Below are 24,385 nucleotides of genomic sequence, written 5' to 3'. Positions count from 1 at the left end.
GGTGCGGCCCCCTGGGCTGGCTTGGCTTCACTATGCCCGGACCACTCTAGAGGAGCCCAGCGGCCACGCACGGGGCGAGGGACGACTTTTCCACAGGTCCGGTGCGGGCTCATCCGAGGTTCGAGCCCGGGGGAAACCTCACCCCGTGGTCGTGGCGCGGGTGCGAGCCGTCGGACCGTGACGCGCGGGAGGGGGCCGCCGCCCCTCGCGGGACGGCGGCCCCCTCCTCACCCGGTCGACGCGGCTACCGCTCGGAGCCCCGCTCGATCGCCGACCCGATCTCGCCCACGCGGTCGGCGAGCAGCCCCATCGCGCCGATCGCCCTGGTCATCGGGTCGTCGTCGGACCCGCCCAGCGCCCGGCCACGGCGGAAGCCCTCCTTGACCTCCCGCCAGCGCTCCTCCTGCTCGGGGGTCATCACCCCGCGCAGTTCGGCGAGCTTGAGGAGGTTGGCCTCGGCCCCCGAGGTGAGGGTCTGCGCCTCGCCCAGGTAGTGGTCGTCGATGACGGCCTCCACCTCGGCGTCGTTCATGACCGGCACGATCCTCTCCGACAGCCGGTTCATGTTCCGGTACGAACCCTGGAGCTGGAACGGCGGTTCGGTGCGGGCGTCCTCCGACTGCGCGGCCGAGGCGATGTAGGCCTGGTTGTTGGCCAGCACCACCTCCTGCACCCGCAGCATCTTCTGGAGCACCGACACGATCCGGTCCACCTCGGCCGCCGAGTACGGGTGCTTGAGCCGGTCGGTGCCGACCGAGTCGTCGCCCTGGGCCATCCGCACGAACGTGTACACGTCCTCGCGGTCACGGGTGGACAGCGGCGCCAGGGTCGGGTTGGAGGTGAGCGCGTTCTCGATGTAGCTGAGCGCGAACAGCTCCTCCCGGCCCGAGAGCACGTCGCCCAGGTTGTAGACGTCGGCGCGGTTGGCGAGCATGTCGGGGATGCGGAACCGCTTGCCCTGCTCCGTGTACGGGTTGCCCGCCATGCACACCGCGAACCGCTTTCCGCGCAGGTCGTAGGTGCGGGTGCGCCCCTCCCACACGCCCTCCATGCGGCGCTGGCCGTCGCAGAGCGAGATGAACTTCTGGAGGAGTTCGGGGTTGGTGTGCTGGATGTCGTCCAGGTACAGCATGGTGTTGCTGCCCATCTCCAGCGCGAGGGAGATCTTCTCGATCTCCTGGCGGGAGGTGGCGTCGGGGGCCTCCGCCGGGTCCAGGGACGTGACGGCGTGCCCGAGGGCGGGCCCGTTGACCTTGACGAACACCAGACCGAGTCGGCTGGCCACGTACTCCATGAGCGTGGTCTTGCCGTACCCGGGCGGGGAGATGAGCAGCAGCAGACCGCTCTGGTCGGTGCGTTTGTCGTCCCCGGCCGCCCCGAGCTGTTTGGCGAGGTTGTCGCCGATCAGCGGCAGGTACGACTCGTCGAGGAGCCGGTTGCGTACGAACCCGCTCATCACCTTGGGCCGGTACTCCTCCAGGCGCAGGCGTTCGCGCTCGGAGGCCACCAGGGCGTTGCGGCGGCGCTGGAAGTCCCGGTAGGCGGGTACCTCCACGGTGCGGAACCGCCGGGTGCGCGGCAGGATCTCGTCCAGCCGTACCTCCAGCGAACGCTCGCTGATCCGGGGGTGCGAACCCAGCAGGCCGGTGACGCGTTCGCTCACCGCCGCCGAGGACTCGTACCGTTCCACCGCCTTGGCGGTCAGGGCGATCGCCGCAGCCTCGGGGAGGTCGCCCGGCGCGGGCGGCTCCTCCAGGGTGGTGGCGTAGGCCTCCAGCCACGCCGTCACCAGCTGGTGACGGGCGGCCAGGTCGTCGCCGAGCCCGCGCAGGTCGTCCTCGAACGCCTTGCGGGTGGTCTCCCGGGTGCTGCCCAGGGCCCGGTGGAACCGGTCGAGCAGTTGGCGGGCGCCCGCGCCGGACACGAACCCGCGCGCGGCGGGAACGTCCTCGGCGAGTTCCTCGAACAGGTAGTCGCCCACGAGTTCGAGGTCGGCGTCCTGGTACAGGCCGGTGTCGGTGAGGAACGCGTCCACGCCCTCGGCGAGCTCGGTGCGCAGGGCGTCGATCGCGGCCGATCGGCGCGCCCCGAACACGCTGCGGGCCCGCGCGAGCGAGGTCGCCCGAGTCCGCCAGGCCGCACGCCGGGTCTCGTCGGCGCCGAACGCCCAGAACAGCTGGGCCGCCGCCCGGGCGTGCCCGGGGTAGCGCAGGAGCCCGGCCCCGGCCCGCAGCCGCAGCAGCGCGGCGAGGACCCGCGCGGCGTCGTGGTCGTGCACGCCCCGCTCGTACCCCTCGTCGTAGCGTGACTCGGCGGCCCCGCGTACGAGGGACTCCAGGGAGTCCCCCTTCTCGGGGTGCAGGGCGGCCTCGTCGAGCGCCTCCAGGGTGAACCCGTCGGCGCCCTCCTCGGCCGCGTTCAGGATGGACGTGGCCAGGTACTCGGACCGGTACACTTCGGGGCTCTCGGAGACCAGGAGCCGGTCCCACAGGTGCCGGGTCTCCTGGAACGCCTCGTCGCGGACCGGGGTGCGGAAGTCGGTGCCGGTGACCGCCACCGACATGTGCCCGTCGTGCGGGGTGAGGGTGAGGTCGACGGGCTGGGTGTTGACGGCGAACCGGTGCTTGCCCAGCCGGATGGTCTCGCCGCCCGCGCCGCCCTCGAACAGGTCGGTGCGGTCCTGGAGCGCCCGTCCCGCCTCCTGGCGGGCGGCCAGGATCTGGCCCTCCAGCTCCTCGGCGCGCACGGTGTCGCCGAGTTCGCGCATCTCCTCGGCGGTGCGGCGCAGCCGCGTCACCATGGCGTCCGAGGCGAAGTAGGTGTTGATGTCCTCCAGGGTGGTCAGCGCCGCGACCCGCCGGTGCACGCCTTCGAGCACGCGGGCGGCGGACGACGCCAGCCGGTCGGCGCGCCGGGAGCGCTCGTCGACGAGCGCCTGCTTGCGGGTGGAGAACGCCTCGTACACGTCCTCGCGCTTGTCCGACAGCTCCTGGAGGAAGTCGTCGAACTCGGCGAACCGCGACTCCAGGTTCTCCAACTGGAGCATGATCCGGCCCAACTGCTCGTCGCAGCGGTCCGGAGTGTCGGCGGCCGCGATGGCCCCGGTGATGGCCTGCCCCAGGAGCGCGAACTCGGCGGCGAACTCCGCCCGCCCCTCCAGGGCGAGCAGTTCCCGGCGCCGCGACTCCAGCGTGGCGCGGGCCCGGTTGACCCCCGCCATCACCTCGCTGATCCGCTCCAGGATGCGGGTGCGCACCTGGGCGTCGCCGATGTCGAGGGAGCCGATCACTTCGGTGACCACCTGGAGGCCCTCGGTCTGCTCGGCGATGCGTTCGCCCACCGCGGTGGCGGCGCTGACGGCCTCCAGCGCCTCGGCCTCCTCGACCAGCCGCTCCACTTCGGAGTGGTAGCCGTCGAAGGCGTCGTCCTGTTCGAGGAAGGAGACGGTGCGGCGCCCGGCGGAGGCGATCTCCTCACCGAGGGCCTCCTCCACCGCGTCGATCCGGCCGGTGTCCACGTAGCGCGTTTCGCGCAGTGTGGCGGCCTGCCCCTGGGCGCGGCGCAGGTCGGTCAGCCGGGTCACCCACCCCTCGGCCGAGCGCGGGGTCTCGCCGCGCGACCGGCGGATGAGCGCGGTGACCCGCTCCTCGGTCTCGGTGAGGCTCTTGGCGGCCTGCCGGGTGAGTTCCTGGACGGTCTCGAACTCGTCCAGGACCCGTTCGGCGGTGGACCGCACCTCGGCGAGCGGGGTGGCGAGGTCGCCCAGCGCCTCGTCGCCCAACCAGTGGAACCGGTCCAGGACCCGGCGGCAGGACGCGATGAGCGCCTCGAACACCTCGGCGGAGGGCCGCATGTCCTCGGAGATGCGCGCCACCGACAGGCACTCGGACACGCCCTGCACGAGTTCGGCGTTGCCGATCCGCTCCAGCGGCCCGGTGCCGACCGGTTGCGCGGCCGCGTACACGTCGGACACGTATGGGGTCTGCCACACCTGCATGGGGTGCACCCGGGTGGGTTCACCGGAGGTGTCGCGGAAGACCGTCATGGTCCCGTCGTCGAACAGCGAGTAGCCGTGGCAGACGATCGGGTTGGCGACCTCCTTGCGGATGGTGTTGTACGACAGCAGCAGGCTGCGGCCGTCCGCCCGCGAGTGGAAGACGTACAGGACGTCCTCGCCGTTGGGCGAGCGCACGACGCGCTCGAACTCCAGGTCGGTGACGTCGGTGTCGAAGGTCCGCGCGACCCCGGTGGCCAGGTAGTAGCCGCCGGGGAAGATGAGCCCCTGGTCGTCGGGCAGGCGCTGGCACGACTGCCCGATGCCGTCGAGGCGCTCCACCCCCTTGGTGCGCGTGTTGAAGACCAGGTACCGCCACGCGGTCTCGTTGTAGGGCTGGATCTTCAGCAGGATCAGCGAGCCGACCCGCGCGTGGCGCACCGACGCGTCGGCCAGGCTCTGCAACGGCTCGTCGACGGGCTCGCTGTAGATGCCCTCGCCGACCTCGGTGTTGTCCTCCACCTTGATGGTGAGGTCGCCGCCGACCGTCTCCACGAACAGTTCGTCGCGGATCGAGATGTGCGGGTGCCGCCCCTGCACGTGGTCCTCGCGGGTGGACTCGGTCCACGAGAAGTCGTGCGCGGGCGGGAACACGTGGTCGCGTTCGCCCCGGTCGTCGAGGTAGGCGATCTCCCCGGTGGGGGCGACCGTCCACCGCAGCACCCGCACGTCCTCGGTGCGCGGGCCGGTCTGGAAGACGGCCAGGAGCCGGTCCTCGACCCGGCGCAGCTGGAGCAGGCGGGCGTCGCGGTAGTAGCGGTAGAGCTGGGCGAACTCCTGGCGGAACCGCTCGTCGGCGAGGAGGCCGGGGACGGCCCCCTCCTCGGTGTCGGTGAACGCGAAGGAGTCACCGTCGTGGTCGTACCGGTGCAGGGAGAACACGTCGGAGACGTGCGTCTGGCTCTGCATGCCGATGTAGACGTTGTAGCCGAAGAGGATCATGTCCCCGTCGGCGTCGTCCCCGACGGAGCGCCCCACGCTGACGATGTCGCGCGGCACGCAGTTGTGCTCGGTGCGGATGCGTTCGGTACCGCGCAGGGAGAGCTCGGTGCCGCCGAACACCCCGAGACGGCGGTTGTTGAGTTCCTCGGTCCGCCGGGCCAGCTCACCGGTCTGTTCGCGGAGCCGGGCGCGGAGCACCTCGTAGGTGCCCGCGTCCAGCGACCGCGCGTCCTCGGTGTCGGGTCCGGGGCCTTCGGTCTCCTGGGACTGGGCCTCGGTCACGGAGGACTACCTCACTGCTTCACAGGGGCGAGAGCGTTGACGGGGAGCTGGTCCAGGCCCAGGGTGCGGGCCGTGGTGAGCAGGCCGTCCAGCTTGCCCGTGTCGGGGCCGCCCGCCGCGATGAGCTTGAGTAGCAGGGCGGAGACGGTGAGGTTCTTGACGTCCTCGGTGTCGGCCTCGGCCAGGACCCGCTTGACGTCCTCGGCGAAGTTGCCCTCGCCGCTCAGCCAGCCGCTGCCCAGCGCCTGGACGGTGTCGGAGCTGCCGACGAAGCCGTCGACGGCCTTGCCCATGCCGATGGAGTTGACCATGCGGTCGAAGAAGGCGCCGTCGCCGCCGACGATGCTGATGTCGGCGCTCTCCAGACCGGCGGCCATGGCCGTGGCCTGGGCCTCGGCGACCTGGCGCTGGACGTCGATCCCGGCCAGACGGACCTCCTTCTCGGCGTCCAGGCGCAGGCGGTACTCCTCGTGCTCGCGGCTGACCTGGTCCAGGGCGGCCATGGCGGCGGCCTTGTCGGTGAGACCGGCGGCCTCGGCGCGCAGCTTCTTCTCGACCGCGTCGGCCTCGACCTCGGCCTTCTCGCGGGCGACGACGGCCTCGGCGCGGCCGAGCTTCTCGACGGCCTCGGCGTCCTGGTGACGGACCTGCACCTCGGCCAGGCCGGCGGCCGCGGCCTCGGCCTGGATGCCCTCGGCGAGACGGATCTTGGCGCGGGTGTCGAGCTCGGCGGCCTGCTGGCGGGCCTCGGCGAGCGTGAGCTCCTCCTGGGCCTTGTGCTTGGCGGCGGCCTCCGCGGCCTCGGCGGCCTTGATGTCCTTGACCAGGTTCTCCTGGGCCTCGGCCTCGGCGTGGATGATGATGGCCTGGCGCTGGCGCTCGGCCTCCTCCACGGCGCGGAGCTTCTTGATCGCCTCTTCCTGCTCGGCGACGGTGCGGTCGACGGCCACGCGCTCGCGGATGACGTCGGCGACCTCGCGCTTCTCGGCCTCGACCTCCTTGTCCTTGGCGATGCGGCTCAGCTCGGTCTCGCGCTCGCGGCCGATGACCTCCAGGAGGCGGTCCTTCTCGATGCGCTCGGTCTCGATGGCGATGACGCGCTCGCGGTTCTTCTCGGCGACCGCGATCTCACGCTGCTGGTTCTGGTGCTGGACGCCCAGCGACTCGGAGGTGCGCAGGTTGGCGGCCTCGGCCTTGAGCCGCTCCTCGGCCTGGACGCGGGCGGTCTCGGCCTCCTCCTGGGCGCGGATGATCTCGATCTCGCGCTTGGCCTTGGCGGTCGCCTCCTCGCGGCGCTTCTCCAGCTCCGCGAGGGTCTCGGCGGTCTCCGTGTTCTGGCGGTCGATCTCCTTCTTGCGGTCGTTCTCGAACTCGTTGGTGCGCTTGTGCTCCTTGGCGGTGCGCTCCGTGATCTTCGAGATGCCCTGGGCGTCGAGGATGTTGTTGGCGTCGTGCTGGTGCAGCGGGGTCTGCTCCAGCTCGTCGATGGCCACGTCCTCCAGGATGTAGCCGTTGAGGTCGGTGCCGATGAGCGAGACGATCGCCTGGCGGAACTCCTCGCGGTGGGTGAACAGCTCCTCGAAGTCGAACTGCTTGCCGACGGTCTTGAGCGCCTCGGAGAACTTCGAGTTGAAGAGTTCCTGGAGGGTGTCCTGGTCGCTGGCGCGGGCGGTGCCGATCGCCTTGGCGACCTTCTTGACGTCTTCGGCGGTCTCGTTCACGCGGACGTAGAAGAACACCTTGATGTCCGCACGGATGTTGTCCTTGCAGGTCAGTCCGTCACGGCCGCCGCGCTCCAGGGTGAGGCTCTTGAGCGAGATGTCCATGACCTCGGCCTTGTGCAGGACCGGGAGGACGATGGCGCCGGTGAAGGTGACGTGGACGTCCCGGATCTTGGAGATGATCAGGGCCTTGCCCTGCTCGACCTTGCGGAACAGTCGCGTGACCATCAGCAGGAGTGCGAGGAGGACGACGAGGCCGACGGCCAGGGCCACACCGAAGGTCAGGAAGGCGGCGTCGGCCGCCTCCTGGCCGGTGGAGGATGCGCTCAACAGCACGTGGTGTCTCTTTCTGCGAGGAGAACGGGGTCGGTTCCGCACCGGTGGGAACGGCGGGGTGGGCGGTGCGCTGACCCGGGGTGGGTTGCGTTTGTCAGGGTTTGTGACGCTCCGCCGGGGCGTTCGGTTCCACCGCCGGTGAAGGTCGTCCCTGCTCACCGTGGGTGGGCTGGGACGGCGGGAGCGGTGGTGGCGGAGCGGAGCGGAGGGTGGGGCTTGCGGAGGGTGCGGGGCCGCGTCGTCCGGGATCGGGCCTGCGAGCGGCGCGCCGTCGGGTCGTTCGTGGTCGGGCACGGGCCGCTCGGTCCGAGCCGGGGGTGGCGGTGGGTGGCGGTAGGGGAGGTCCCGGTCAGGACTGCCCGGGGTCGAGGGCGGCGTCGAAGGCGGTCACCAGGAAGACGTCGCCGTCCGTGCTGTGGTCGAAGATGAGCGCGGTGCTGCCCAGGGCCAGGACCTCACCGCCGGTGGTGCGTACGGGGATGGAGATGGAGGCGCCGCCCGCGGTGGTGATCTCGGCCTGGCCGAAGTCCTCCCGGGCCTCGCCGATCCGGATCACGCAGGTGCGTCCGACCAGCTCGTGCTTGGAGTCGCCCCGGCGCCCGGGCACGAGGCGCTGGACGCCCATGACCACGCCGCTGGTGACCGCCCAGGCGGCGACCAGCGCGATGACCAGCACGACGGCGCCGAGCGCGTACAACAGCGGGGTGGAGGTGGTCTCGACGAGAGTGGTCAAGATGCTTCCCATCATGCTCACGAACCAGGCGACGCAGATCAGGAGGGTCAGGGCGACCGTCACCGGTACCCCGCCCGACCGCCGCGGCCCGGCGGTCCCGGCGGACGTCCTCGGTGTGGACCCGGTGAGCCCGGCCCTGCCCAGGAACGCGCTCAACCCGGCGGCGTCGCCGTTGGAGTCCACGCTGTCGAGCAGCTCCGTGTCGGCGGCGCCGACGATCACGAAGATCCAGTAGCCCAGCACGACGACGAGCATCGGGGTGAACAGGACCGTCGGGAAGCCGAAGGCGGAACCCAGGAAGACGCCCATTCCGTGTACCCGCCCCCATGTCCGAACCGTCCCGGAACCCTATCGAACGCCCCAGCTCAGCGTGGTGGGCGGGGGCTCCCTGACCGATTGTGGCCAGTGCCGCTCGGGGGCGGGGCGTTCACGGTCGGGCACCGGTAATGGGGGCGGCCAGCGGTTTGCCACGCGGGTGAGCGGTTCGGAAGTGCTCCTGTCCTTCGGTTATCGCATTCCGTGATTACCACTCCACGGAATGGAATCTTCGCCAGGAGAGAAGGAGTCCGTGATCGGAAATGCTGAGGAAGTCCGCGAAATCGACCCGCTTCCCCTCGGGTGTGGTGAGGGCCCCGGACACCGCCGCGCCGTCGTGCTCGACGACGATTCTGTGCAGGGTGTGCGCCGACCCCTCCGACACGAGCCTGAGCAGCAGCTCGGTGGCCTCCTGGGGGCCCCGGGCCACTCGCGCGCGCGGTCCGTGGAAACGCGCGCCGGGGTCCACGAGAGAGGCGAGCCCTTCGCTGTCGCGGCGATCGAGGTAGGCGTAGGACAGGTGGATGTGCTCGCGACCGATGTCCGGCACGCGGGCGCTGAGGGCGGCTTCCGGCGGGGGCTCGGCTGGATAAGCCACGGTCACTCCAGGGTCCTGGTCGGTCGGTTCATCCCATGGTGATTCCTCGGGTAATTCGCTCGCTATCCGTCTGCTATCGCGGGTTTACTCCGTGTGTTCGGTTCCCGCGTTCGGTCCGTGTGTTCGTTCCGTGTGAATGTGAAGAAACAGAGGTGACAATTGGGGTCTGTGATATACAGTCAGTTCGCCGAGACGCTCCCATTACCGGTGAGCGATCATTCTGAATGGGGGCCAGTGATCGACGCCGTCCGGGGAGATCGGTCAGTTCAGCCACCGGTGCGTTTCCGCGTCCTCGGCCCTTTGGAGGTCCTGGGCGACCACGGGCCCGTCCGGGTACCCCCCGGCAGGCAGCAGGCGGTGCTCTTCCTGCTGCTCCTGGAGATCAACCGGGTGGTGCCCACCCACCGCATCGTCGACGTCCTGTGGCGGGACTCCCCGCCCGAGACCGCCCGCACCCAGGTGCAGATCTGCGTCTCCCGGCTGCGTAAGCTGCTCGGCCCGACCGGCGCCACCATCGAGACCGTGCCGCCCGGCTACCAGCTCAGGTCCGCGCCCGAGACCGTGGACGCCCAGCTGCACGCCCTCCAGGTCCGGGACGCCGCCGTCCTGCTCCGGGAGGGGCGCAGGGAGGAGGCCGCCGCCCTGCTGCGGGCCACGGTCGGGCTCTGGCGCGGGGCCGCCCTCGGCGGTGCGGACCACGAGGGCCTGGCCGCCGAGGCGGCCCGGTTGGAGGACGAACGGGTCGACGCCACCGAGACCTACCTGAACATCGAACTGGGCCTGGGCCACCACGCGCGGCTCGTCTCCGAGATCGGCGCGCTGGTGGAGGCCTACCCGCTGCGGGAGAACCTGCGCGCCCAACTCATGCTCGCGTTGTACCGGTCGGGCCGCCAGGCGGAGGCGCTGGAGGTGTACCGGAGCGGTCGCGACCTGCTCGTCGGTGAACTGGGGCTGGAGCCGGGCCGCCGCCTGCGCGACATGGAGGCGGCGGTGCTGGCGGGAGACCCCGCGCTCAACCTCCCCGACGAGGTCCCGGAACGGGACGCCGCCGCTGACGGCCGCGGCCCCGACCCGGAACCGGAGCCGGTCGCGGCCTCCCCGCCGGACACCGCCCCGGCCGCCGCGCACGCGGTCACCCCGTTCCAGCTGCCCACCGCCACGGCGGACTTCGTGGGCCGGCGCGACGTGGTCGAGACCGCCGAGCGGACCCTCGCCCGGGGCGCGGGCACGGTCGGCGTGGTCACCCTGGTGGGCCGGGCCGGGGTCGGCAAGAGCTCCACGGCGGTGCGGATCGCCCACGACCTCGCGGACGGCGCGTTCCCGGACGGGCAGCTGTACTGCGACATGCGGGGCAGCCGTGAAGTGCCGCTGGAGCCCGCCGACGTCCTGGCGCGGTTCCTGCGTGCCCTGGGTGTTCCCGGGCAGGGGATACCCGAGGACGTCGACGAGCGCTCCGCCATGTACCGGGGTCTGCTGGCCAGCCGCCGGGTGCTGGTGCTGCTGGACGACGCCGCCGACGAGGGCCAGCTGTACCCGCTCATCCCGGGGTCGGCGGGGTGCGGGGTGATCATCACGTCCCGGGCCCGGCTCACCGCCCTGCCCGGCGCCACCCGGGTGGAGATGGACACCCTCTCCGAGGGGTCGTCCCTGGAGCTCCTCGGCCGGGTCCTGGGCGAGGAACGGGTGCGGGCCGAGTCGGACGCCGCCCAGGCGCTGGTGCAGGCGGTGGGCCGCCTGCCGTTGGCGCTGCGGATCGTCGCCGCCCGGCTGGCCGCCCGCCCGCACTGGCCGCTGGCCGGGATGGTGGACCGCCTCTCCGACGAACGCCGACGCCTGGACGAGCTCGCCCACGGCGACATGACGGTGCGCGCCAGCCTGTCGCTCACCCATGACGGGCTCGACGCGCGCAGCGCCCGCGTGTTCTCGCTCCTCGGCCTGGCGGAGGGCCCCACCTTCCCGGCGTGGGCCGCGGGCGCGGTCCTGGACGACGACGGCCCCTTCCCCTCGGACCTGGCCGAACCGCTGGTGGACGCGCACATGCTGGACGTGATGGGCGTGGACCCGGCGGGGGAGCCGGTGTACCGCTTCCACGACCTTGTGCGCGACTACGCCCGAGAGCAGCTCACCCGCGACGAGTACCGGGTGGAGCGCTCCCAGGCGCTGGAGCGCCTGTTGGGCGGCTGGTTGGCCCTGCTCGACGAGGCGAACCGCAGGCTCTCCGGCACCGAGGTGTTCCAGGTACGCGGGGGCGCGCCGCGCTGGCATCCGCCAGCCAAGTACGTGGACCGGCTCCTGGCCGACCCCTACGTCTGGTTGGAGGCCGAGCGCGCCAACCTGCGCCACGCGGTCGTGCAGGCCGCCAAGGAGGGGCTGCGCGAGCAGTGCTGGGAGCTGGCGGTGGCCCTGGGAAACTTCCTGGACCGGCGCGGCTACGTCGACGACCTGACCGAGGTGTACGACACCGCGATGACACTGGTCCGTGACGGCGGCGACCGGCTGGGCGCGGCGGCCCTGGACACGGAGGTCGGCTACCTCCTGAGGGACCGGTACGACCCGCTCTCCCGGCAGAGCCTCGTGGAGGACGCCCTGGCCGAGTTCGTCGACCTCGGCCACGACCACGGCGAGATGACGGCCCGCACGCTCCTGGCGTTCCGGAGCCGGGCGGACGGCGACCTGCCGAGGGCGATCGCGTACGGGGAGCAGGCGCTGCGGGGCTGGGTCCGCCTCGGGAACCGGATCGGCCAACGGCGGTGCCTGCTGCTGCTCGGCAACCTACGGGTGCGTTCGGGAGAGACCACCCGGGGGTGGGCCGAGCTGGAGGAGGCGCTGGCCCTGGCCGAGGAGGTGGGCGACCTCCGGGGCCGCGCCCAGGCCTGCTGGTGGGTCGGCCGGACCCACCTGTACCTGGACCAGCACGAGGCGGCGGTGGAGAAGCTCACCACAGCGCTGGAGCTGGTGCGGCGGATCAACGACCCCAAGGGTGAGGCGGCCCTGCTGGAGAGTCTGGGCGAGGCCTACCTCGCCCAGGACCAGACGGAGAGCGGCCGCGCGACCCTGCTCCAGGCCCTGGCCCTGTACGAGGACTTGCGGGACCGTCAGGCGCAGGCCGTCGTCGAGAGGCTGCTGGCCGACGCGCACTAGTGGTTGTCCCACTCGTCGTTCGGGCCGTCCTCGCAGGGGCTCAGTTCGATCGGGCCGGGGACGCTTGGGAAGCCGGGCACCAGGCCGCACACCTTGTCGATGACGTCGGGCAGGAGGGGGAGCCCGGACGGCGCGGCGGCGGGAGTGACGGCGGCCGCCGTCAGGAGAGCGGGGGCATGCGGGGCGGAGGCCGCCGCCGGAGAGGCCGCGAGGAAGGTCAGCGCGGTGGCGGTGACGAGGGTGAGGGCCAGGTGGGGGATGCGCATCTCTACTCCTGTGTGTCAGTCGTACCTGCTGCTGTCTCTGTTGTTCCCCACGTTAGGAAGAGGCACCGTTCCCGGCCTTATCCTCCGGCTATTGACGGCGCTTTCGCGCAGGTCAGAGGGGCGTATCGGAGCGAGTGGCCCCCTTGCCGCCGCGAGGGGAGCGTGCTGGCGGCCCGCCCCGTCCGGGCCGCCGACGCCCCCCAGACCCGGACGGGGACCGCCGCGCGTGCGTGCGACCTCCCGGGCGGTGTGGTGACCGGAGACGCCACCGTGACCCGGAGTTGACCGGGCCCGGGAAGTCTGGGAACCGGCCGCAACGGCTCCCACCGCCCCCGAAGGGACATCCCCCGTGAGCAGCGCACCCCCCGACACCCCCACCCCCGAGAAGAAGGCCCGGCCGCCCCTGGGGCGGGACTTCAACCGCTTCTGGACGGGCAGCCTCTCCAGCAACCTCGGCGACGGCATGATGTTCGTCGCGCTGCCGCTGGTGGCGGCGCTCCTCACCAACGACCCCCTCCTGGTGGCCGGTCTGACCGCCGTCCGGTATCTGCCCTGGCTGCTGGTCGGGCTGTTCGCCGGGGTGGTGGTGGACCGGGTCGACCGGGTGCGCCTGATGGTCCTGACCAACCTCGGCAGGGGCGGCGCGCTCGTGGTCCTCGCCGTGTCGATCGCCACCGGCCACGCCTCGATCTGGGTGCTCTACGCCGTCATGTTCACGGTGATGGTCTGCGAGGTCTTCTACGACCTCGCGGGGCACGCGATGCTGCCGGACATCGCTCCGGCGGGTCAGCTGGACCGGGCCAACGGCCGACTGGTCGGCGGTCAGACCGTCACCCAGCAGTTCGCGGGCGGGCCGCTCGCGGGGTTCCTGTTCGCGGTGGTGGCGTTCCTGCCGCTGGCGGTCAACGCGGGTGCCTACCTGCTCGGAGCCCTGGTGCTGCTCGGCCTTCCGCTGGCGGTGCGCCGCCCGCCTCGCCCCGAGGGCACGTCCGAGCGGAAGGACGGCGAGGGCCCGGGCGTGGTGCGCTCGGTCTTCGGCGACATCGGCGAGGGGCTGGCCTTCGTCTTCCGTGGTAGCTCCCTGGGGCCGGTACTGGCGTTCAACGTGGTGATGAACATGGCCTTCGTCGCCCAGTCCGCCGTCATGGTGCTCCTGGTCCGCGACCACTTCGGGGTGCCCGCCGCCCTCTACGGCGTCTTCCTGGGCGCGTCGGCGGTGGGCGCTCTCCTGGGTGCCGCGTCGGTGAGCCGGATCGTGGGCCGTCTGGGCCGGTTCCGCACGGAGCTGGTGCTCTTCACCCTGGCGTCCACGTGCTGTGTCGTGTTCGGGCTGGCGCCCAACGCGTACGTGGCCGCCGCGGCCTGGACGGTGCTCGGGTTCTGTCTGACCTCCTCCAACATCGTGATGCTCAGCGCGATCCAGTTGATCGTCCCCGGTGCTCAGATGGGGCGGGTGATGTCGTGCGTCCAGGTGTCCGGTGCGGGCTTCTCCCCGATCGGAGCGTTGCTGGGTGGTGCGCTCGGCAGGGTCGAGCTGTACTACGTACCGGTGGCCGCGGGCGTGGCGGTGTTCGCCGCCCTGCTGCTGTCGCTGTCCGCGCTGCGCCGGATCACCGGCCAGGCGGACGAGAAGGAGGCCGAGCAGATGGCCGCGGCCGATGGGGCGGCCGGGGACACCGGGGACGCGGAGGCCGTTGGTGGGGAGGACGGGGGCACCGGCTCGGAGGTTTCCGGTCCCGAGGACACCGGCCCCACGGACCCCGCCCCGGGCTCGGTTCCGGACACCGGCGCCAAGGGTCGGGAAAGTATGGCTGACCTGGGTGAACAGGGTCGGGAAGCCGGGCAGGAGAAGGGGTAGGGGGAAGAACCCGGAGGGGTGTCGATCCCGGCCCGCCCCGTCGACGTGGTGGTGAGAGCGGGGAACGGGCCCGCTCCACACCCGACGAGCGGAGCACACCATGCGCTACCTGATGTCGATCATGAGCACCCCCGAGTCCGAGGCCGCCGACTACGAGGTCGGCCCCGAGGTCTACGAGGAGATGGGCAGGTACAACGAGGAACTGGTGCGGGCCGGTGTCCTGCTGAGCGGTGAGGGCCTGGCCCCCACCTCGGCCGGGGCCGAGGTCGTCTTCCGCGACGGTGAGGCCACCGTGGTGGACGGGCCCTTCACCGAGGCGAAGGAGTTCATCGCGGGGTACTGGGTCCTCCAGGTGACCTCGCACGCCGAGGCGCTGGAGTGGGCCAAGCGGTGCCCGCATCCGCCCAAGGGCGACCCGACCGAGCTCAAGCTCCAGCTGCGCCGCATCGCCGAGTTGGAGGACCTGGAGGGCATGCCCGAGGAGGTCAGGGAGCGCGAGCGCGAGCGGCGCGCGAACCAGCCCGGCGACGACGCCTGAGCGCCTCCCGAGGCGTGTAGAGCGGGGTAATCTCCGTTGCGCCGGTGTGGCCGGTGGTGCTGAGATGGCCGCATGGGTCACACCGGTGTCGAACACGAGGTGGAGGCGGTCTGGCGCATCGATGGGCCTTCGTGGAGTTCAATCGCGCCGTCGCCGTGCCGATGACGATCGGCCCGGAGCATCCCTGAACTGGTTCCACGAGAGGGAAGCTCGGAGCACCACCACCGAAAGGCCGCACATGAGTGACACGAAGACGAGACTTCGGCGCGAGGTGATGCGTCGTAGGAACCAGCTCACTCTGCCTCGGGAGGTCACCGAGGCGCTGCACATCCGCGAAGGCGACGAGGTCGAGTTCGAGATCGGCGAGGACGGTCAGGTTGTGGTGCGCGGCATGACCGTGGTCCCAGCCGATCAGGGCTGGTTCTGGGATCGGCAGTGGCAGCGGGGCGAGCGGGAGGCCAGCGAGCGGATCGCCGCTGGCCAGACCGAGGAGTTCGAGGACGCGGAGTCGATGTTCGACGCTCTTGAACAGGAGCAGTGAGCAGCAGTTGGCCGCGTTCGCTACCACCCCCCGCTTCAAAGCGGACTTCAAGAAGTTGACCAGGGAACAGGCCGCGCGCCTTCGGCGCGTGGTCACGGGCGATTTCGCGCCCGACGTACAGAAGGGGGAGTTCCGTCCCGGCCTACGGGTGAAGGGCGTCCAAGGGGCTCCGGGAGTCTACGAGATGACCTGGGCTCCTGACGGGCGAGCCACGTGGGAGTACGGGGACGAGCGTTTTCCCGGCACCCCGCATGTGATCTGGCGGCGGATCGGTACCCACGCCGTCTTCAAGCCCGGCCCGCCCTGACCCCGCCCACCACCGGCCCGGCGACCACGGGTTGCGGGGCCGGTGGACGAGGATCTCGCGGCGTTCACTCTCCCAGCGACCGGACGGGACGGGGGCACGAGGTTGGTGGTGCCCATGAGGTCAGCGGGGTCGGTGATGCGGGTGGGGCGACCGCGTTTTCTGCTCTCAGCAACGGACCCTGGCGCCAACCGGCACCGCCGGAAGACACTGGACCCATGACGAGTCTTCTGGTTCTGGGCGGTACGGAGTTCGTGGGGCGGGCGGTCGTGGAGGACGCGCTCGCCCGTGGCTGGGAGGTCACGGTGTTCCACCGTGGTCGGCACGAGGCTCCGGCCGGGGCGAGGGTGCTGCGCGGCGACCGCACCGAGCCGGGCGGTCTCGCCGCGCTGGCGGAGGGGGAGTGGGACTACGCGGTGGATACGTGGTCGGAGGCTCCGGGGGCGGTGTTGGAGGCCGCGCGCCTGCTGTCGGAGAGGGTCGGCCACTACTCCTACGTCTCCAGCCGTTCCGTTCACGGTGTCCCCAGCGCGGCGCACGCCGACGAGAGCGCGCCGGTGGTGGAGGCGTCGGTGGACGACGACGGCACCGACTACGAGCGGGCCAAGCGCGGTGGGGAGCTGGCGGCGGAGGAGGTGTTCGGCGACCGGGCGCTGCTCGTGCGGGCCGGGCTCATCCTGGGGCCGTACGAGAACATCGGTCGGCTGCCCTGGTGGCTGGGCCGGATCGCCCGGGGAGGGCCCGTCCTGGCGCCGGGGCCGCGTGACCTCCCGCTCCAGTACGTGGACGCCCGTGACCTCGCGGCGTGGACCCTGGACGCGGCGGAGAAGGGGTTGGGCGGGCCGTACAACATGGTGAGCCCGATCGGGCACACGACGATGGAGGAGTTCCTCACCGCGTGCCGGGAGGTGACGGGTTCCGACGCCGAGTTCCGCTGGTTCTCCCCGGAGGCCGTCGCGGAGGCCGGGATCACGCCGTGGCGGGAGCTGCCGGTGTGGCTGCCGCCGGGTGAGCTGCACGAGACCCTGCACCAGGGGAACGTCGACCGCGCACTGGCCACCGGTTTGAGGTGCAGGCCGGTCGCGGAGACGGTGGCCGACACGTGGGCGTGGATGAGCTCCCTCGGCGGGGAGGTGGAACAGCGTCCCGACCGCCCGAGAGTCGGCCTGGACCCCGAGGTCGAGGCCCGAGCCCTGGGGTTGTGAGCGCCCCGGGGACGGCCGGTCCCCGCCGTACTCCGGTGGTGGGCTGGCCGTTCTTCCGGCAACCGTCACCTCAGACAATCGGGTGTTCCAGCCGGGCGAGGTCCACTCGGGTACCGGGCCGACCCCGCGCCTGGGCGGTGAGTCCGGGTGCTCTGGGGGCACCAAGCCCCGTTGAGCACCACCCTGTCTTCTCCTGTAGGGGCGGGCGTTCGGTGCGTCTGTGCCCGCCTCCCCCGCTGGCAGGCGGGGTGAGACCCTGGCCGTAGGCCGTATCGCCTGCCCGCTGGTCTGGGAGGACACACTGAGCACGATGAACGCGGGCGCCAGCCTGCCGGTATGGCGTATCACCGGGCTGTTCTGGCGCCAGGGGCGTCCTCGGTGGGTGGCCTCCCGACCCGACCAGGCTGATCGATCCCTCGAACTCGGGCCGGGTACGACGGTGCGTTTGGGCCTTGCCGATCCGCGCGCTTGCGTGGGCCGCTGGGACGGTGAACGCGGGTGTCGCCGCTGGTGCACGGCGCCCGTGCCCGCGCGGGGGACCGATGCCCAGTGCGCCGAGTGCGCCGCCAACGACCAGGGTCGTCTGCTGGCTCGTGACGCCTACACCGATGACCGCACCTACCTGCTCTACCTGGCCTGGTTCGGCCCCGGTCTGGTCAAGGTGGGGCTGACCGCCGCCGAACGCGGACGGAGCCGTCTCCTGGAACAGGGCGCCCTGGCCTACACGGAGCTGGGCCGTGGACCGCTGCCCGCGGTGCGCGCGGCCGAACGCGCCATCGCCGCCACCGACCACGCGGTCGAACGCCTGCGTCTGGTCCGCAAGCTCGCCGCGTTGAGCGATCCCGAGGCCTTCGCTGGTGGTCACGTCGCGCTGGAGCGGGCCCGGGCCGCCATCACCGCCGCCGGTCTGCTGGATCTGCTCGAACCGACCAGTGACACCGTCCACCTCATCGCGCAGGAGTTCGGTCTGGTGGGGCCGCTCCCCGCCGCCTACGACGCTCTGACAGGTCTTCAGGCTCCGGCCGGTCTGGTGCTGCGCCTTGAGGCTGTGGTGGGTCGGGTGCTGATCGGTGCCCAGGCCCATACGGACCGCCCGCTGTTCGTGGACACCCGCCTTCTGGCCGGGTTTCCCCTGGCTCCGTCTCCTGAGCGCTCGGCAGGTCTACGGATAGAGAGCCGGACCCCGTCCCCGAGTCGGCACGACCTGGACGCGGACCAGATCCGCCTGTTCTGACGGTGACGCCGGTGGAGACGTGGGCGACCCCCCCACAGTTCTGAGCCCGGTTGGTGTGGGAGGACGTCCGGCAACCTCCGTCAGCCTTCGGGCCCACGACGGATGATGACGGCGGCCTGCGGCTGATGACCACACCCTCACCCTCGCCCCCACTTGTTCCGTACAGGTACCGGTAGTCGACCGGCTCGGGTCTATCGGGGCCCCGGCACACTTGGGCATCCCTCAGTTCAGAGGCCTCTCCGGTTGGTACGGTCACCTCACACCGCACCCGCGACAGGAGGGCCCCATGCAGCCCGACGCCTCCCCCGACCTCACCGCGGTCGCCGACAGTATCGCCCTGAACGGCCCTGGGGCCGGGGCGGTCGATCTGGCTGAGCGCGCCGTGGAGTTCTATGCCGTCCGCTACAGCGACTATCCGCCACCGGTGCTCGCGGCGGAGGTCGCGCGCTGCCGCGCTCTGCTCATCAACGGCAACAGCACCTCCACGGACGTGCGGCGGGTCATCGGCTGGCTGTCCGGCCTCCTCGGCAGTCTCGGTCACCACACCGGCGACGTCCCTGCGTCCCTCATCCACTTCGGCACCGCGTCCAGAGTGGGGGAAGAACTGGGTGAACGCCGTCTGGCCGGGTGGGCGCTCGGAGCCCAGTCCATGGTGACCATGTCCCAGGATCGATACACCGAGGCTTTGGAGCTCGCCGATAGGGCGGAGGTTTTCGCTGACGATGATCTGCGGATGGCCCAGATCACAGCATGGTGCCGACTTCGACCGCTGGCGGCCCTCGGCGACCGGCCTCGACTAGACGAAGCCATCACCACGGCTCGGCGGCACATGGACGCAGCCGATCGCGAGGAACCTGGAAGGTTCGGCTTCGACCGCGCCGAGTTTCATCAACACCTGGCCGAAGCTCTCCTTGGTTACGAAGCCAGCGAGTCGGCTCGGCACGCCGAAACGTCGATCCGGTTGAAACGCGTGGGATCGCCGGGTTGGGCGGCGGCCACGGCGATTCTCGCCCGGACGTACGCGACCCGCCGGGACCCGCAGAACGCCTCCGCGTTGGGGATGAGCGTCCTGGAGACGGTCCCGGCCGGGTCGCTGCGCGCGAACACACGATCCCGGCTGTTCCGCCTCGTGGACGACCTGGACGGGCACCCCGCCGCCGAAGAACTCGGTGAAGCACTCAGAGTCTGATGAGACGGAGCACGTATCCGCCTTCGCAGGGCGGGGCCCGCGCCTTGGGGCTTTAAGGAGTCTGCGGCTCAGTCCCCGGATCTGGGTTCGAGTTCAGGGGTCGGGGCTGGTCGCGGCTGCTGTCGGGGTTCTGGAATCACGTGTCCGAGTTGTGAACGCCGTCGATCCGCTCGGCCATCTGTGTCCGCTGCTCGTCGGTCAGTTCCGGGTCGGTGAACCGGATGACGATGTAGTTCGACAGATGCGTGGGGGAGGCCATGCCCGCGGCGGCGGCCTCGGCGTCGTCGGTCGACGCGAACCTGAGGTAATCGGCCTGGTCAGTGGTGTAGGACTGAATGCAGTCGAGTGTTTCGGTGCACAGCTCGCTGGTCGCTTCTCGGGGGTTGCTCTGGAGGTGCCACTCTCCCTCCGGCTGCGCGAACACGTTGTCCAGGTCGACGGTTCCGCCCGGGGAACACGCCGAAACGGCCAACGTCAACGCCACCGTACAGATCAGCGGGCCGGGAAACGACCTCATGCTCGCTCCTCGGAACTCGTCGAAAGTGCCCCCTTCGTAGCGAGGACGGGTCACACGATTCCGCCACCCTTTCTACCGCTCCGCGTGCGCTGTTGGCCATGCCCGCCGGGGCTGCGAGGGCTCCGTGTGCGTCCCACGCTGCCTCAAGCGCGGGAGAGGGGGCTCCTCCTGTTGGACGGGTCGACCCCTCTCCCTCTCACCCGCCGGCGTGATCACCGGCGGGTGACAGCCCCTCGTGCCACTCAGCCGCCGCCGCAGCAACCCGACGCAGGGGCCGGGCCCGGAACCGGGCTCTGGGCGGCCTGGTCGGGAGTCGGGATGTCCTCGGCCCGGCCGCGCTGGTCACTGTCGGCCTTCACCACGTACACCTCCCAGGGCTCCCGGCCGGGCCCGTGCACCCACACCTTGTCCTGGACCGCGTAGCAGCACGACGTGTCGTTCTCCTCGAACGTGGCCAGTCCGGCCTCCTTGAGCCGGTTGGTGGCGGCGTCGACCTGTGCCGAGTCCTCCACCTCCACTCCCAGGTGGTCCAGGCGCGTTTCCTGGCCGGGCTCTCCCTCGATGAGGACCAGCTTGAGCGGGGGTTCGGCGACGGCGAAGTTGGCGTAGCCGGGGCGGCGCTTGGCGGGTTCGACGCCGAAGAGCTGCGTGTAGAAGGCGACCGATGCTTCGAGGTCGGCGACGTTGAGGGCGAGCTGCACACGGGACACGGGGGACCTCCACAGGCCTTGTATCGAAATCCGTCGATGCAAGGTTGCGGGTTGTTTCGAAGTTTGTCAACATAGACGCATGTCGAATCAAGAGCGCACGGCCGATGCTCCCGCCTCGGTCCCCGGCACGGTCGCGGACTGCTGCCCCGGCCTGCTGACCACTCCGCTGGACGAGGGCGAGGCCACGGAACTCGCCAGGGTCTTCAAGGCCCTCGGCGACCCGGTGCGGCTCCGACTGCTGTCGATGATCGCCACCCCGGACGGCGGCGAGGTGTGCGTGTGCGACCTGACCCCCGCCTTCGACCTCTCCCAGCCCACCATCTCCCACCACCTCAAACTGCTGCGCGAGGCCGGGCTCATCGCCGCCGAACGGCGCGGGACCTGGGTCTACTACCGGCTCCTCCCCGAGGCCACCGACCGCTTGGCCGCGATCCTCACCCGCCGCGCCACGACGGCGGCCGGAGCGTGAGCGCCCCCGCCCGGCTGACCACCGAGGCGGGCGCCCCCCGCCTGCCGGTCCTGGACCGCTACCTCACCGTGTGGATTCTGCTCGCCATGGCGGTCGGCCTCGTCCTCGGCCGGATGGTTCCCGGCCTGGGGGAGGCGTTGGCCGGGATGGGCGTGGCCGGGGTGTCGGTCCCCATCGCCCTCGGCCTGCTGGTGATGATGTACCCGCCGCTGGCCAAGGTCCGCTACGACCGTCTGGGCACCGTCACCGGCGACCGGCGCCTGCTCGTCACCTCGCTCGCGGTGAACTGGATCATCGGACCGGCGGTCATGTTCGCCCTGGCGTGGCTGTTCCTCGCCGACCTTCCCGAGTACCGCACCGGGCTGATCATCGTCGGGCTCGCCCGCTGCATCGCGATGGTCATCATCTGGAACGACCTCGCCTGCGGCGACCGCGAGGCCGCCGCCGTCCTGGTCGCGCTCAACTCCGTGTTCCAGGTGGTCGCCTTCGGCGCGCTGGGCTGGTTCTACCTGGTGGCGCTGCCGGGGTGGCTGGGCTGGGAGCAGGCCGTGCTGGAGGTGTCCTTCGTCGACATCTCCGTCTCCGTCCTGGTCTTCCTCGGTGTTCCGCTGCTTGCCGGATACCTCACTCGCCGCCTGGGCGAGCGGGCGCGCGGCCGCGACTGGTACGAGACCCGGCTGCTCCCGAAGCTGGGCCCGTGGGGGCTGTACGGGCTCCTGTTCACCATCGTGGCGCTGTTCGCCCTCCAGGGCGAGGCGATCACCTCCCAGCCCTGGGACGTGGTCCGCATCGCGGCGCCGCTGCTGGTGTACTTCGTGCTCATGTGGGCCGGAACCCTGCTCCTCGGGCGGGTTCTCGGCTTCACCCACCCGAGGGCGGTCACCCTGGCCTTCACCGCGGCGGGCAACAACTTCGAACTGGCGATCGCCGTGGCCATCGCGTCCTTCGGCGCCGTCTCCGGGCAGGCCCTCGCCGGGGTGGTGGGTCCGCTGATCGAGGTGCCCGTCCTGATCGCCCTGGTGCACGTCGCGCTATGGTCGCGACGGTTCTTCCCCCACGAGGAGGTGCGCGGTGTCCGGAGCTGAGGTCCCGCAGGTGCTGTTCGTGTGCGTGCACAACGCCGGACGCTCCCAGATGGCAGCCGCCTTCCTGCGCCATCTGGGAGCCGGACGGGTGCGGGTGCGATCGGCAGGTTCGGCCCCGGCCGACACGGTCAACCCGGCCGTGGTCCAGGCGATGGCGGAGGTCGGCGTCGACATCGCCGCCAACGTGCCGAAGGTCCTGACGACGGAAGCGGTGAGGGCCTCGGACGTGGTCATCACCATGGGGTGCGGGGACGCCTGCCCGTTCTACCCGGGTAGGCGCTACCTGGACTGGGTCCTCCCGGACCCCGCCGGGCAGGGGGTGGAGGCGGTGCGGCCGATCCGCGACCGCGTCCGCGTCCTGGTCGAGGACTTGTTGGAGGAGCTGGGGGCTCCAGGGGCCGGTGGCCGCGAGGGATCATCCCCGTAGTGCGGGGAACAGAACACGCGGGGCGATCTGGAGGAGTGTTCGGGCGGGGTCCGTGTGCGGTCCCCTTCGGGACGGCAACGGGTCGCGGAACGCGGCGAGGAGCCGGAGCACCAGGCTATGAGCGGTCGCCCCTCGGATGCCAGGGCCTGCTTCCCCTGTACAGGACGGGTAAGTACAGTGCGCACGCTTGCGGGAAAAGCATGGCGAAGGCCCACAGCACGTGCATGGGCTGAGGGCCTTCGCCGCGCTCGGCTACTTGGTGGAGGCGCGTAGGAGCGCGGTCCACTCTGCGGTCGGGAACTCAAGGTGCCCGGCGTCGCAGTTCTGGGTGTCGCGGACAGCCGAGGCGCCGGGGATGTCGGCAACCTCGACACAGTCCTGCGTGCGGGCACCGCTGTAGCTGCTTTTACGGAAGGTGAGTTCGGTGGTGTGGGGGTGCGTGGGTGGGGCCTTCGCTGGGGTGGGGGCACAGGCTGACGCACACAGTCCTTCCCGCGTCTGGGACTCATGCTCAGAGGAGGACGTTCCGACCCTGTCCAGGACCGGACAGCCGAACCCACTTCTCACTCGTGGGTCCGCTGCGTACGGTGATTCTGGCCGATGAGAAGGCCCCGGCCACGAGAACAGCTCAAGTGTGGTCGGGGCCCTTGTCCGTTACGCGGCTACCGTTCTGTGCGCGCGGTGCTCAGCATCGCGGCCCACTCCTGGGACGCGAAAGTCAGGTGCCCGGCTTCGCGGTTCTGGGTGTCTCGCACCAATACACTGCGCCCCTCCGCCACCTCAACACATGCGGCTTCGTTGGCGCTGTAGCTACTCTTGTGGAACTCCTGGGATGAATACACGGTGTGCCTCTTCTAGTCGTCTATCAAGCTCTTGATGAGCTCGATCGTTGCCACCTTGGACAGAGCGTCTGAGGCGACGTCATCCAGCGCAAGACGGTAGTCAGATACCTGTGCCGGAGAGTCCAAGTACGTGCCTCGCCCTCGCGTTTCGAGGTAGACCAGACTGGGATCACGCTCGTCCTCGTAGTCGAGGATGACGGTTGATCCATGCATACAACCGTGTAGCCCGGCTCCGATCGGGAGTACTTGCAGGGCCACGGTGTTGATGGCTTCCGCGATGTCCACCAAGTGTTGCAGTTGGTCACGTGCGAGTTCGGGGTTCACTGCCAACCGAAGAAGAACAGCTTCGTCGAGAACACATCGAAACTCCGGCGCATCAGGACGTATGAGCAGCTTCTGGCGCTCGATTCGGGCAGCAACGATGCGTTCGATCTCAGCTTCTGTGCGAGCTAGGGACGCGCGTGCGGAGGCAGCTGCGTAAGCCGGAGTCTGGAGCAGGCCGTGCACCACGATCGGATGGAACGCTGAGATGCGGCGTGCTTGAGCCTCGAAACCCACGTAGCCATCGTCGAGTACGTCCTCGAAATCATGCCACCAAGGTCGAGTTCTCGCCTCACGGCGGAGTGCGGCAGTACTCCTTCGCCGGGCTGCCCGGCCTGATGCCGTTGGTGCGGGCGTTCTTGGACACCAGTGCGGCGGAGCGGTGTGAGGAGTTCCAGTTCCTGTTCACCCTGCTCGGGTCGGAGTTGGCGAACAACGCGATCGCCCACTCACGGTCGAGCGAGCGGGGCAGTACCTACACGTTGACGGTGGATCGGGGTGCGAAGGGGATGACGTTGATCTGCCGTGACCAGGGCAGCCACCTCCCGCAGGAGAAGGGCAACTTCACTGCCGCCACGTTCGCCGACATCGAGGCGGGCACTGCGACGGGTCGGGGGTTGGCGCTGATCGACGCTCTTGCGGATCGGTGGGGCGACAACGGCGACCCCAAGTTCCGGCAGGTGTGGTTCTTCCTGGCCTACGACCTGACCGACAACCCGTGGAGCCACATCGACACCGAAGACACCGAGGACATCCC

22 protein-coding genes are annotated in these 24,385 nt (G+C 70.6%); 12 read left to right on the top strand and 10 right to left on the bottom strand.

The window, feature by feature from the left end; genetic code table 11:
- Window positions 1-244 precede the first annotated feature (244 nt).
- The 4 genes from ABZ635_RS11410 to ABZ635_RS11395 all read right to left on the bottom strand — a co-directional run bounded on the left by ABZ635_RS11410 (window position 245) and on the right by ABZ635_RS11395 (window position 8,981).
- Entirely contained in the window at window positions 245-5,278 is a 5,034-nt protein-coding gene (locus ABZ635_RS11410; protein WP_357762564.1) for a DNA repair ATPase, read from the bottom strand.
- 11 nt (window positions 5,279-5,289) lie between these two features.
- Window positions 5,290-7,335 (bottom strand): SPFH domain-containing protein, encoded by a 2,046-nt coding sequence (locus ABZ635_RS11405; protein WP_357762562.1) that lies wholly within the window; start codon window positions 7,333-7,335, stop codon window positions 5,290-5,292.
- A 349-nt stretch (window positions 7,336-7,684) separates the two neighbouring features.
- Window positions 7,685-8,377 (bottom strand): DUF1449 domain-containing protein, encoded by a 693-nt coding sequence (locus tag ABZ635_RS11400; RefSeq protein WP_357762558.1) that lies wholly within the window; start codon window positions 8,375-8,377, stop codon window positions 7,685-7,687.
- Between the two features lie 214 nt (window positions 8,378-8,591).
- On the bottom strand, window positions 8,592-8,981 hold the full coding sequence (locus ABZ635_RS11395; protein ID WP_357762556.1) for a nuclear transport factor 2 family protein: 390 nt from the start codon (window positions 8,979-8,981) through the stop codon (window positions 8,592-8,594).
- A 276-nt stretch (window positions 8,982-9,257) separates the two neighbouring features.
- Here ABZ635_RS11395 and ABZ635_RS11390 point away from each other — a divergent pair, with 276 nt between their 5' ends.
- The gene (locus tag ABZ635_RS11390; protein ID WP_357762554.1) at window positions 9,258-12,122 is read left to right on the top strand and encodes a BTAD domain-containing putative transcriptional regulator; all 2,865 of its coding nucleotides are present in this window, start codon (window positions 9,258-9,260) and stop codon (window positions 12,120-12,122) included.
- On the opposite strand, the gene ABZ635_RS11385 is transcribed toward ABZ635_RS11390, so the two are convergent.
- The gene (locus tag ABZ635_RS11385; protein ID WP_357762552.1) at window positions 12,119-12,388 is read right to left on the bottom strand and encodes a hypothetical protein; all 270 of its coding nucleotides are present in this window, start codon (window positions 12,386-12,388) and stop codon (window positions 12,119-12,121) included. The genes ABZ635_RS11390 and ABZ635_RS11385 overlap by 4 nt on opposite strands.
- Window positions 12,389-12,737: 349 nt before the next feature.
- Between ABZ635_RS11385 and ABZ635_RS11380 the strand changes: the two genes are divergently transcribed.
- From ABZ635_RS11380 to ABZ635_RS11350, 7 genes are all read left to right on the top strand, one after another.
- Window positions 12,738-14,246 (top strand): MFS transporter, encoded by a 1,509-nt coding sequence (locus tag ABZ635_RS11380; protein WP_357762549.1) that lies wholly within the window; start codon window positions 12,738-12,740, stop codon window positions 14,244-14,246.
- A 100-nt stretch (window positions 14,247-14,346) separates the two neighbouring features.
- Window positions 14,347-14,784 (top strand): YciI family protein, encoded by a 438-nt coding sequence (locus tag ABZ635_RS11375; protein WP_357762547.1) that lies wholly within the window; start codon window positions 14,347-14,349, stop codon window positions 14,782-14,784.
- Window positions 14,785-15,058: 274 nt separating this feature from the next.
- Window positions 15,059-15,325, top strand: coding sequence for an AbrB/MazE/SpoVT family DNA-binding domain-containing protein (locus ABZ635_RS11370; RefSeq protein WP_357762831.1), 267 nt, complete (start codon window positions 15,059-15,061; stop codon window positions 15,323-15,325).
- Window positions 15,309-15,632: a hypothetical protein gene (locus ABZ635_RS11365; protein WP_357762544.1), complete on the top strand. Its 324-nt coding sequence runs from the start codon at window positions 15,309-15,311 to the stop codon at window positions 15,630-15,632. The genes ABZ635_RS11370 and ABZ635_RS11365 overlap by 17 nt, the downstream gene beginning before the upstream one ends.
- Window positions 15,633-15,847: 215 nt before the next feature.
- On the top strand, window positions 15,848-16,834 hold the full coding sequence (locus tag ABZ635_RS11360) for an NAD-dependent epimerase/dehydratase family protein (RefSeq protein ID WP_357762541.1): 987 nt from the start codon (window positions 15,848-15,850) through the stop codon (window positions 16,832-16,834).
- Window positions 16,835-17,054: 220 nt separating this feature from the next.
- The gene (locus ABZ635_RS11355; RefSeq protein ID WP_357762538.1) at window positions 17,055-18,068 is read left to right on the top strand and encodes a DUF2797 domain-containing protein; all 1,014 of its coding nucleotides are present in this window, start codon (window positions 17,055-17,057) and stop codon (window positions 18,066-18,068) included.
- A 286-nt stretch (window positions 18,069-18,354) separates the two neighbouring features.
- The gene (locus ABZ635_RS11350; RefSeq protein ID WP_357762535.1) at window positions 18,355-19,257 is read left to right on the top strand and encodes a hypothetical protein; all 903 of its coding nucleotides are present in this window, start codon (window positions 18,355-18,357) and stop codon (window positions 19,255-19,257) included.
- Window positions 19,258-19,393: 136 nt separating this feature from the next.
- On the opposite strand, the gene ABZ635_RS11345 is transcribed toward ABZ635_RS11350, so the two are convergent.
- Both ABZ635_RS11345 and ABZ635_RS11340 read right to left on the bottom strand, forming a co-directional pair.
- Window positions 19,394-19,774, bottom strand: coding sequence for a hypothetical protein (locus tag ABZ635_RS11345; RefSeq protein WP_357762532.1), 381 nt, complete (start codon window positions 19,772-19,774; stop codon window positions 19,394-19,396).
- Window positions 19,775-20,016: 242 nt separating this feature from the next.
- Complete coding sequence (locus ABZ635_RS11340; RefSeq protein WP_357762529.1) at window positions 20,017-20,484, bottom strand: ArsI/CadI family heavy metal resistance metalloenzyme; 468 nt, start codon at window positions 20,482-20,484, stop codon at window positions 20,017-20,019.
- 79 nt (window positions 20,485-20,563) lie between these two features.
- On the opposite strand from ABZ635_RS11340, the gene ABZ635_RS11335 reads away from it, so the two are divergent.
- Genes ABZ635_RS11335 through ABZ635_RS11325 form a run of 3 tightly spaced genes read left to right on the top strand, consistent with a single transcriptional unit; the run spans window position 20,564 to window position 22,465 of the window.
- Window positions 20,564-20,953, top strand: a complete 390-nt coding sequence (locus ABZ635_RS11335; RefSeq protein ID WP_357762526.1) for a metalloregulator ArsR/SmtB family transcription factor — start codon at window positions 20,564-20,566, stop codon at window positions 20,951-20,953.
- Window positions 20,950-22,038, top strand: a complete 1,089-nt coding sequence (gene arsB, locus ABZ635_RS11330; RefSeq protein WP_357762523.1) for an ACR3 family arsenite efflux transporter — start codon at window positions 20,950-20,952, stop codon at window positions 22,036-22,038. The genes ABZ635_RS11335 and arsB overlap by 4 nt, the downstream gene beginning before the upstream one ends.
- A complete protein-coding gene (locus tag ABZ635_RS11325; protein ID WP_357762520.1) occupies window positions 22,025-22,465 on the top strand; it encodes an arsenate reductase ArsC in 441 nt (146 codons plus the stop codon). Before arsB ends, ABZ635_RS11325 begins: the two co-directional genes overlap by 14 nt.
- Before the next feature lie 252 nt (window positions 22,466-22,717).
- On the opposite strand, the gene ABZ635_RS11320 is transcribed toward ABZ635_RS11325, so the two are convergent.
- The 3 genes from ABZ635_RS11320 to ABZ635_RS11310 form a co-directional block, all read right to left on the bottom strand.
- Window positions 22,718-22,951 carry a DUF397 domain-containing protein gene (locus ABZ635_RS11320; RefSeq protein WP_357762828.1) on the bottom strand — a complete coding sequence of 78 codons (234 nt, stop codon included), beginning with the start codon at window positions 22,949-22,951 and terminating at the stop codon, window positions 22,718-22,720.
- 176 nt (window positions 22,952-23,127) lie between these two features.
- Complete coding sequence (locus tag ABZ635_RS11315) at window positions 23,128-23,307, bottom strand: DUF397 domain-containing protein (RefSeq protein WP_357762518.1); 180 nt, start codon at window positions 23,305-23,307, stop codon at window positions 23,128-23,130.
- Between the two features lie 12 nt (window positions 23,308-23,319).
- Window positions 23,320-23,865, bottom strand: coding sequence for a DUF5753 domain-containing protein (locus ABZ635_RS11310; protein WP_357762515.1), 546 nt, complete (start codon window positions 23,863-23,865; stop codon window positions 23,320-23,322).
- 65 nt (window positions 23,866-23,930) lie between these two features.
- On the opposite strand from ABZ635_RS11310, the gene ABZ635_RS11305 reads away from it, so the two are divergent.
- Window positions 23,931-24,385: ATP-binding protein (locus tag ABZ635_RS11305; RefSeq protein ID WP_357762512.1), on the top strand; the 455-nt coding region annotated here is incomplete at its 3' end.

The organism is Nocardiopsis sp. NPDC007018, assembly GCF_040635075.1.
Lineage (GTDB): Bacteria > Actinomycetota > Actinomycetes > Streptosporangiales > Streptosporangiaceae > Nocardiopsis.
The sequence above is the reverse complement of the archived record's forward strand: the minus strand, read 5'-3'. Positions and strand labels throughout refer to the sequence as shown.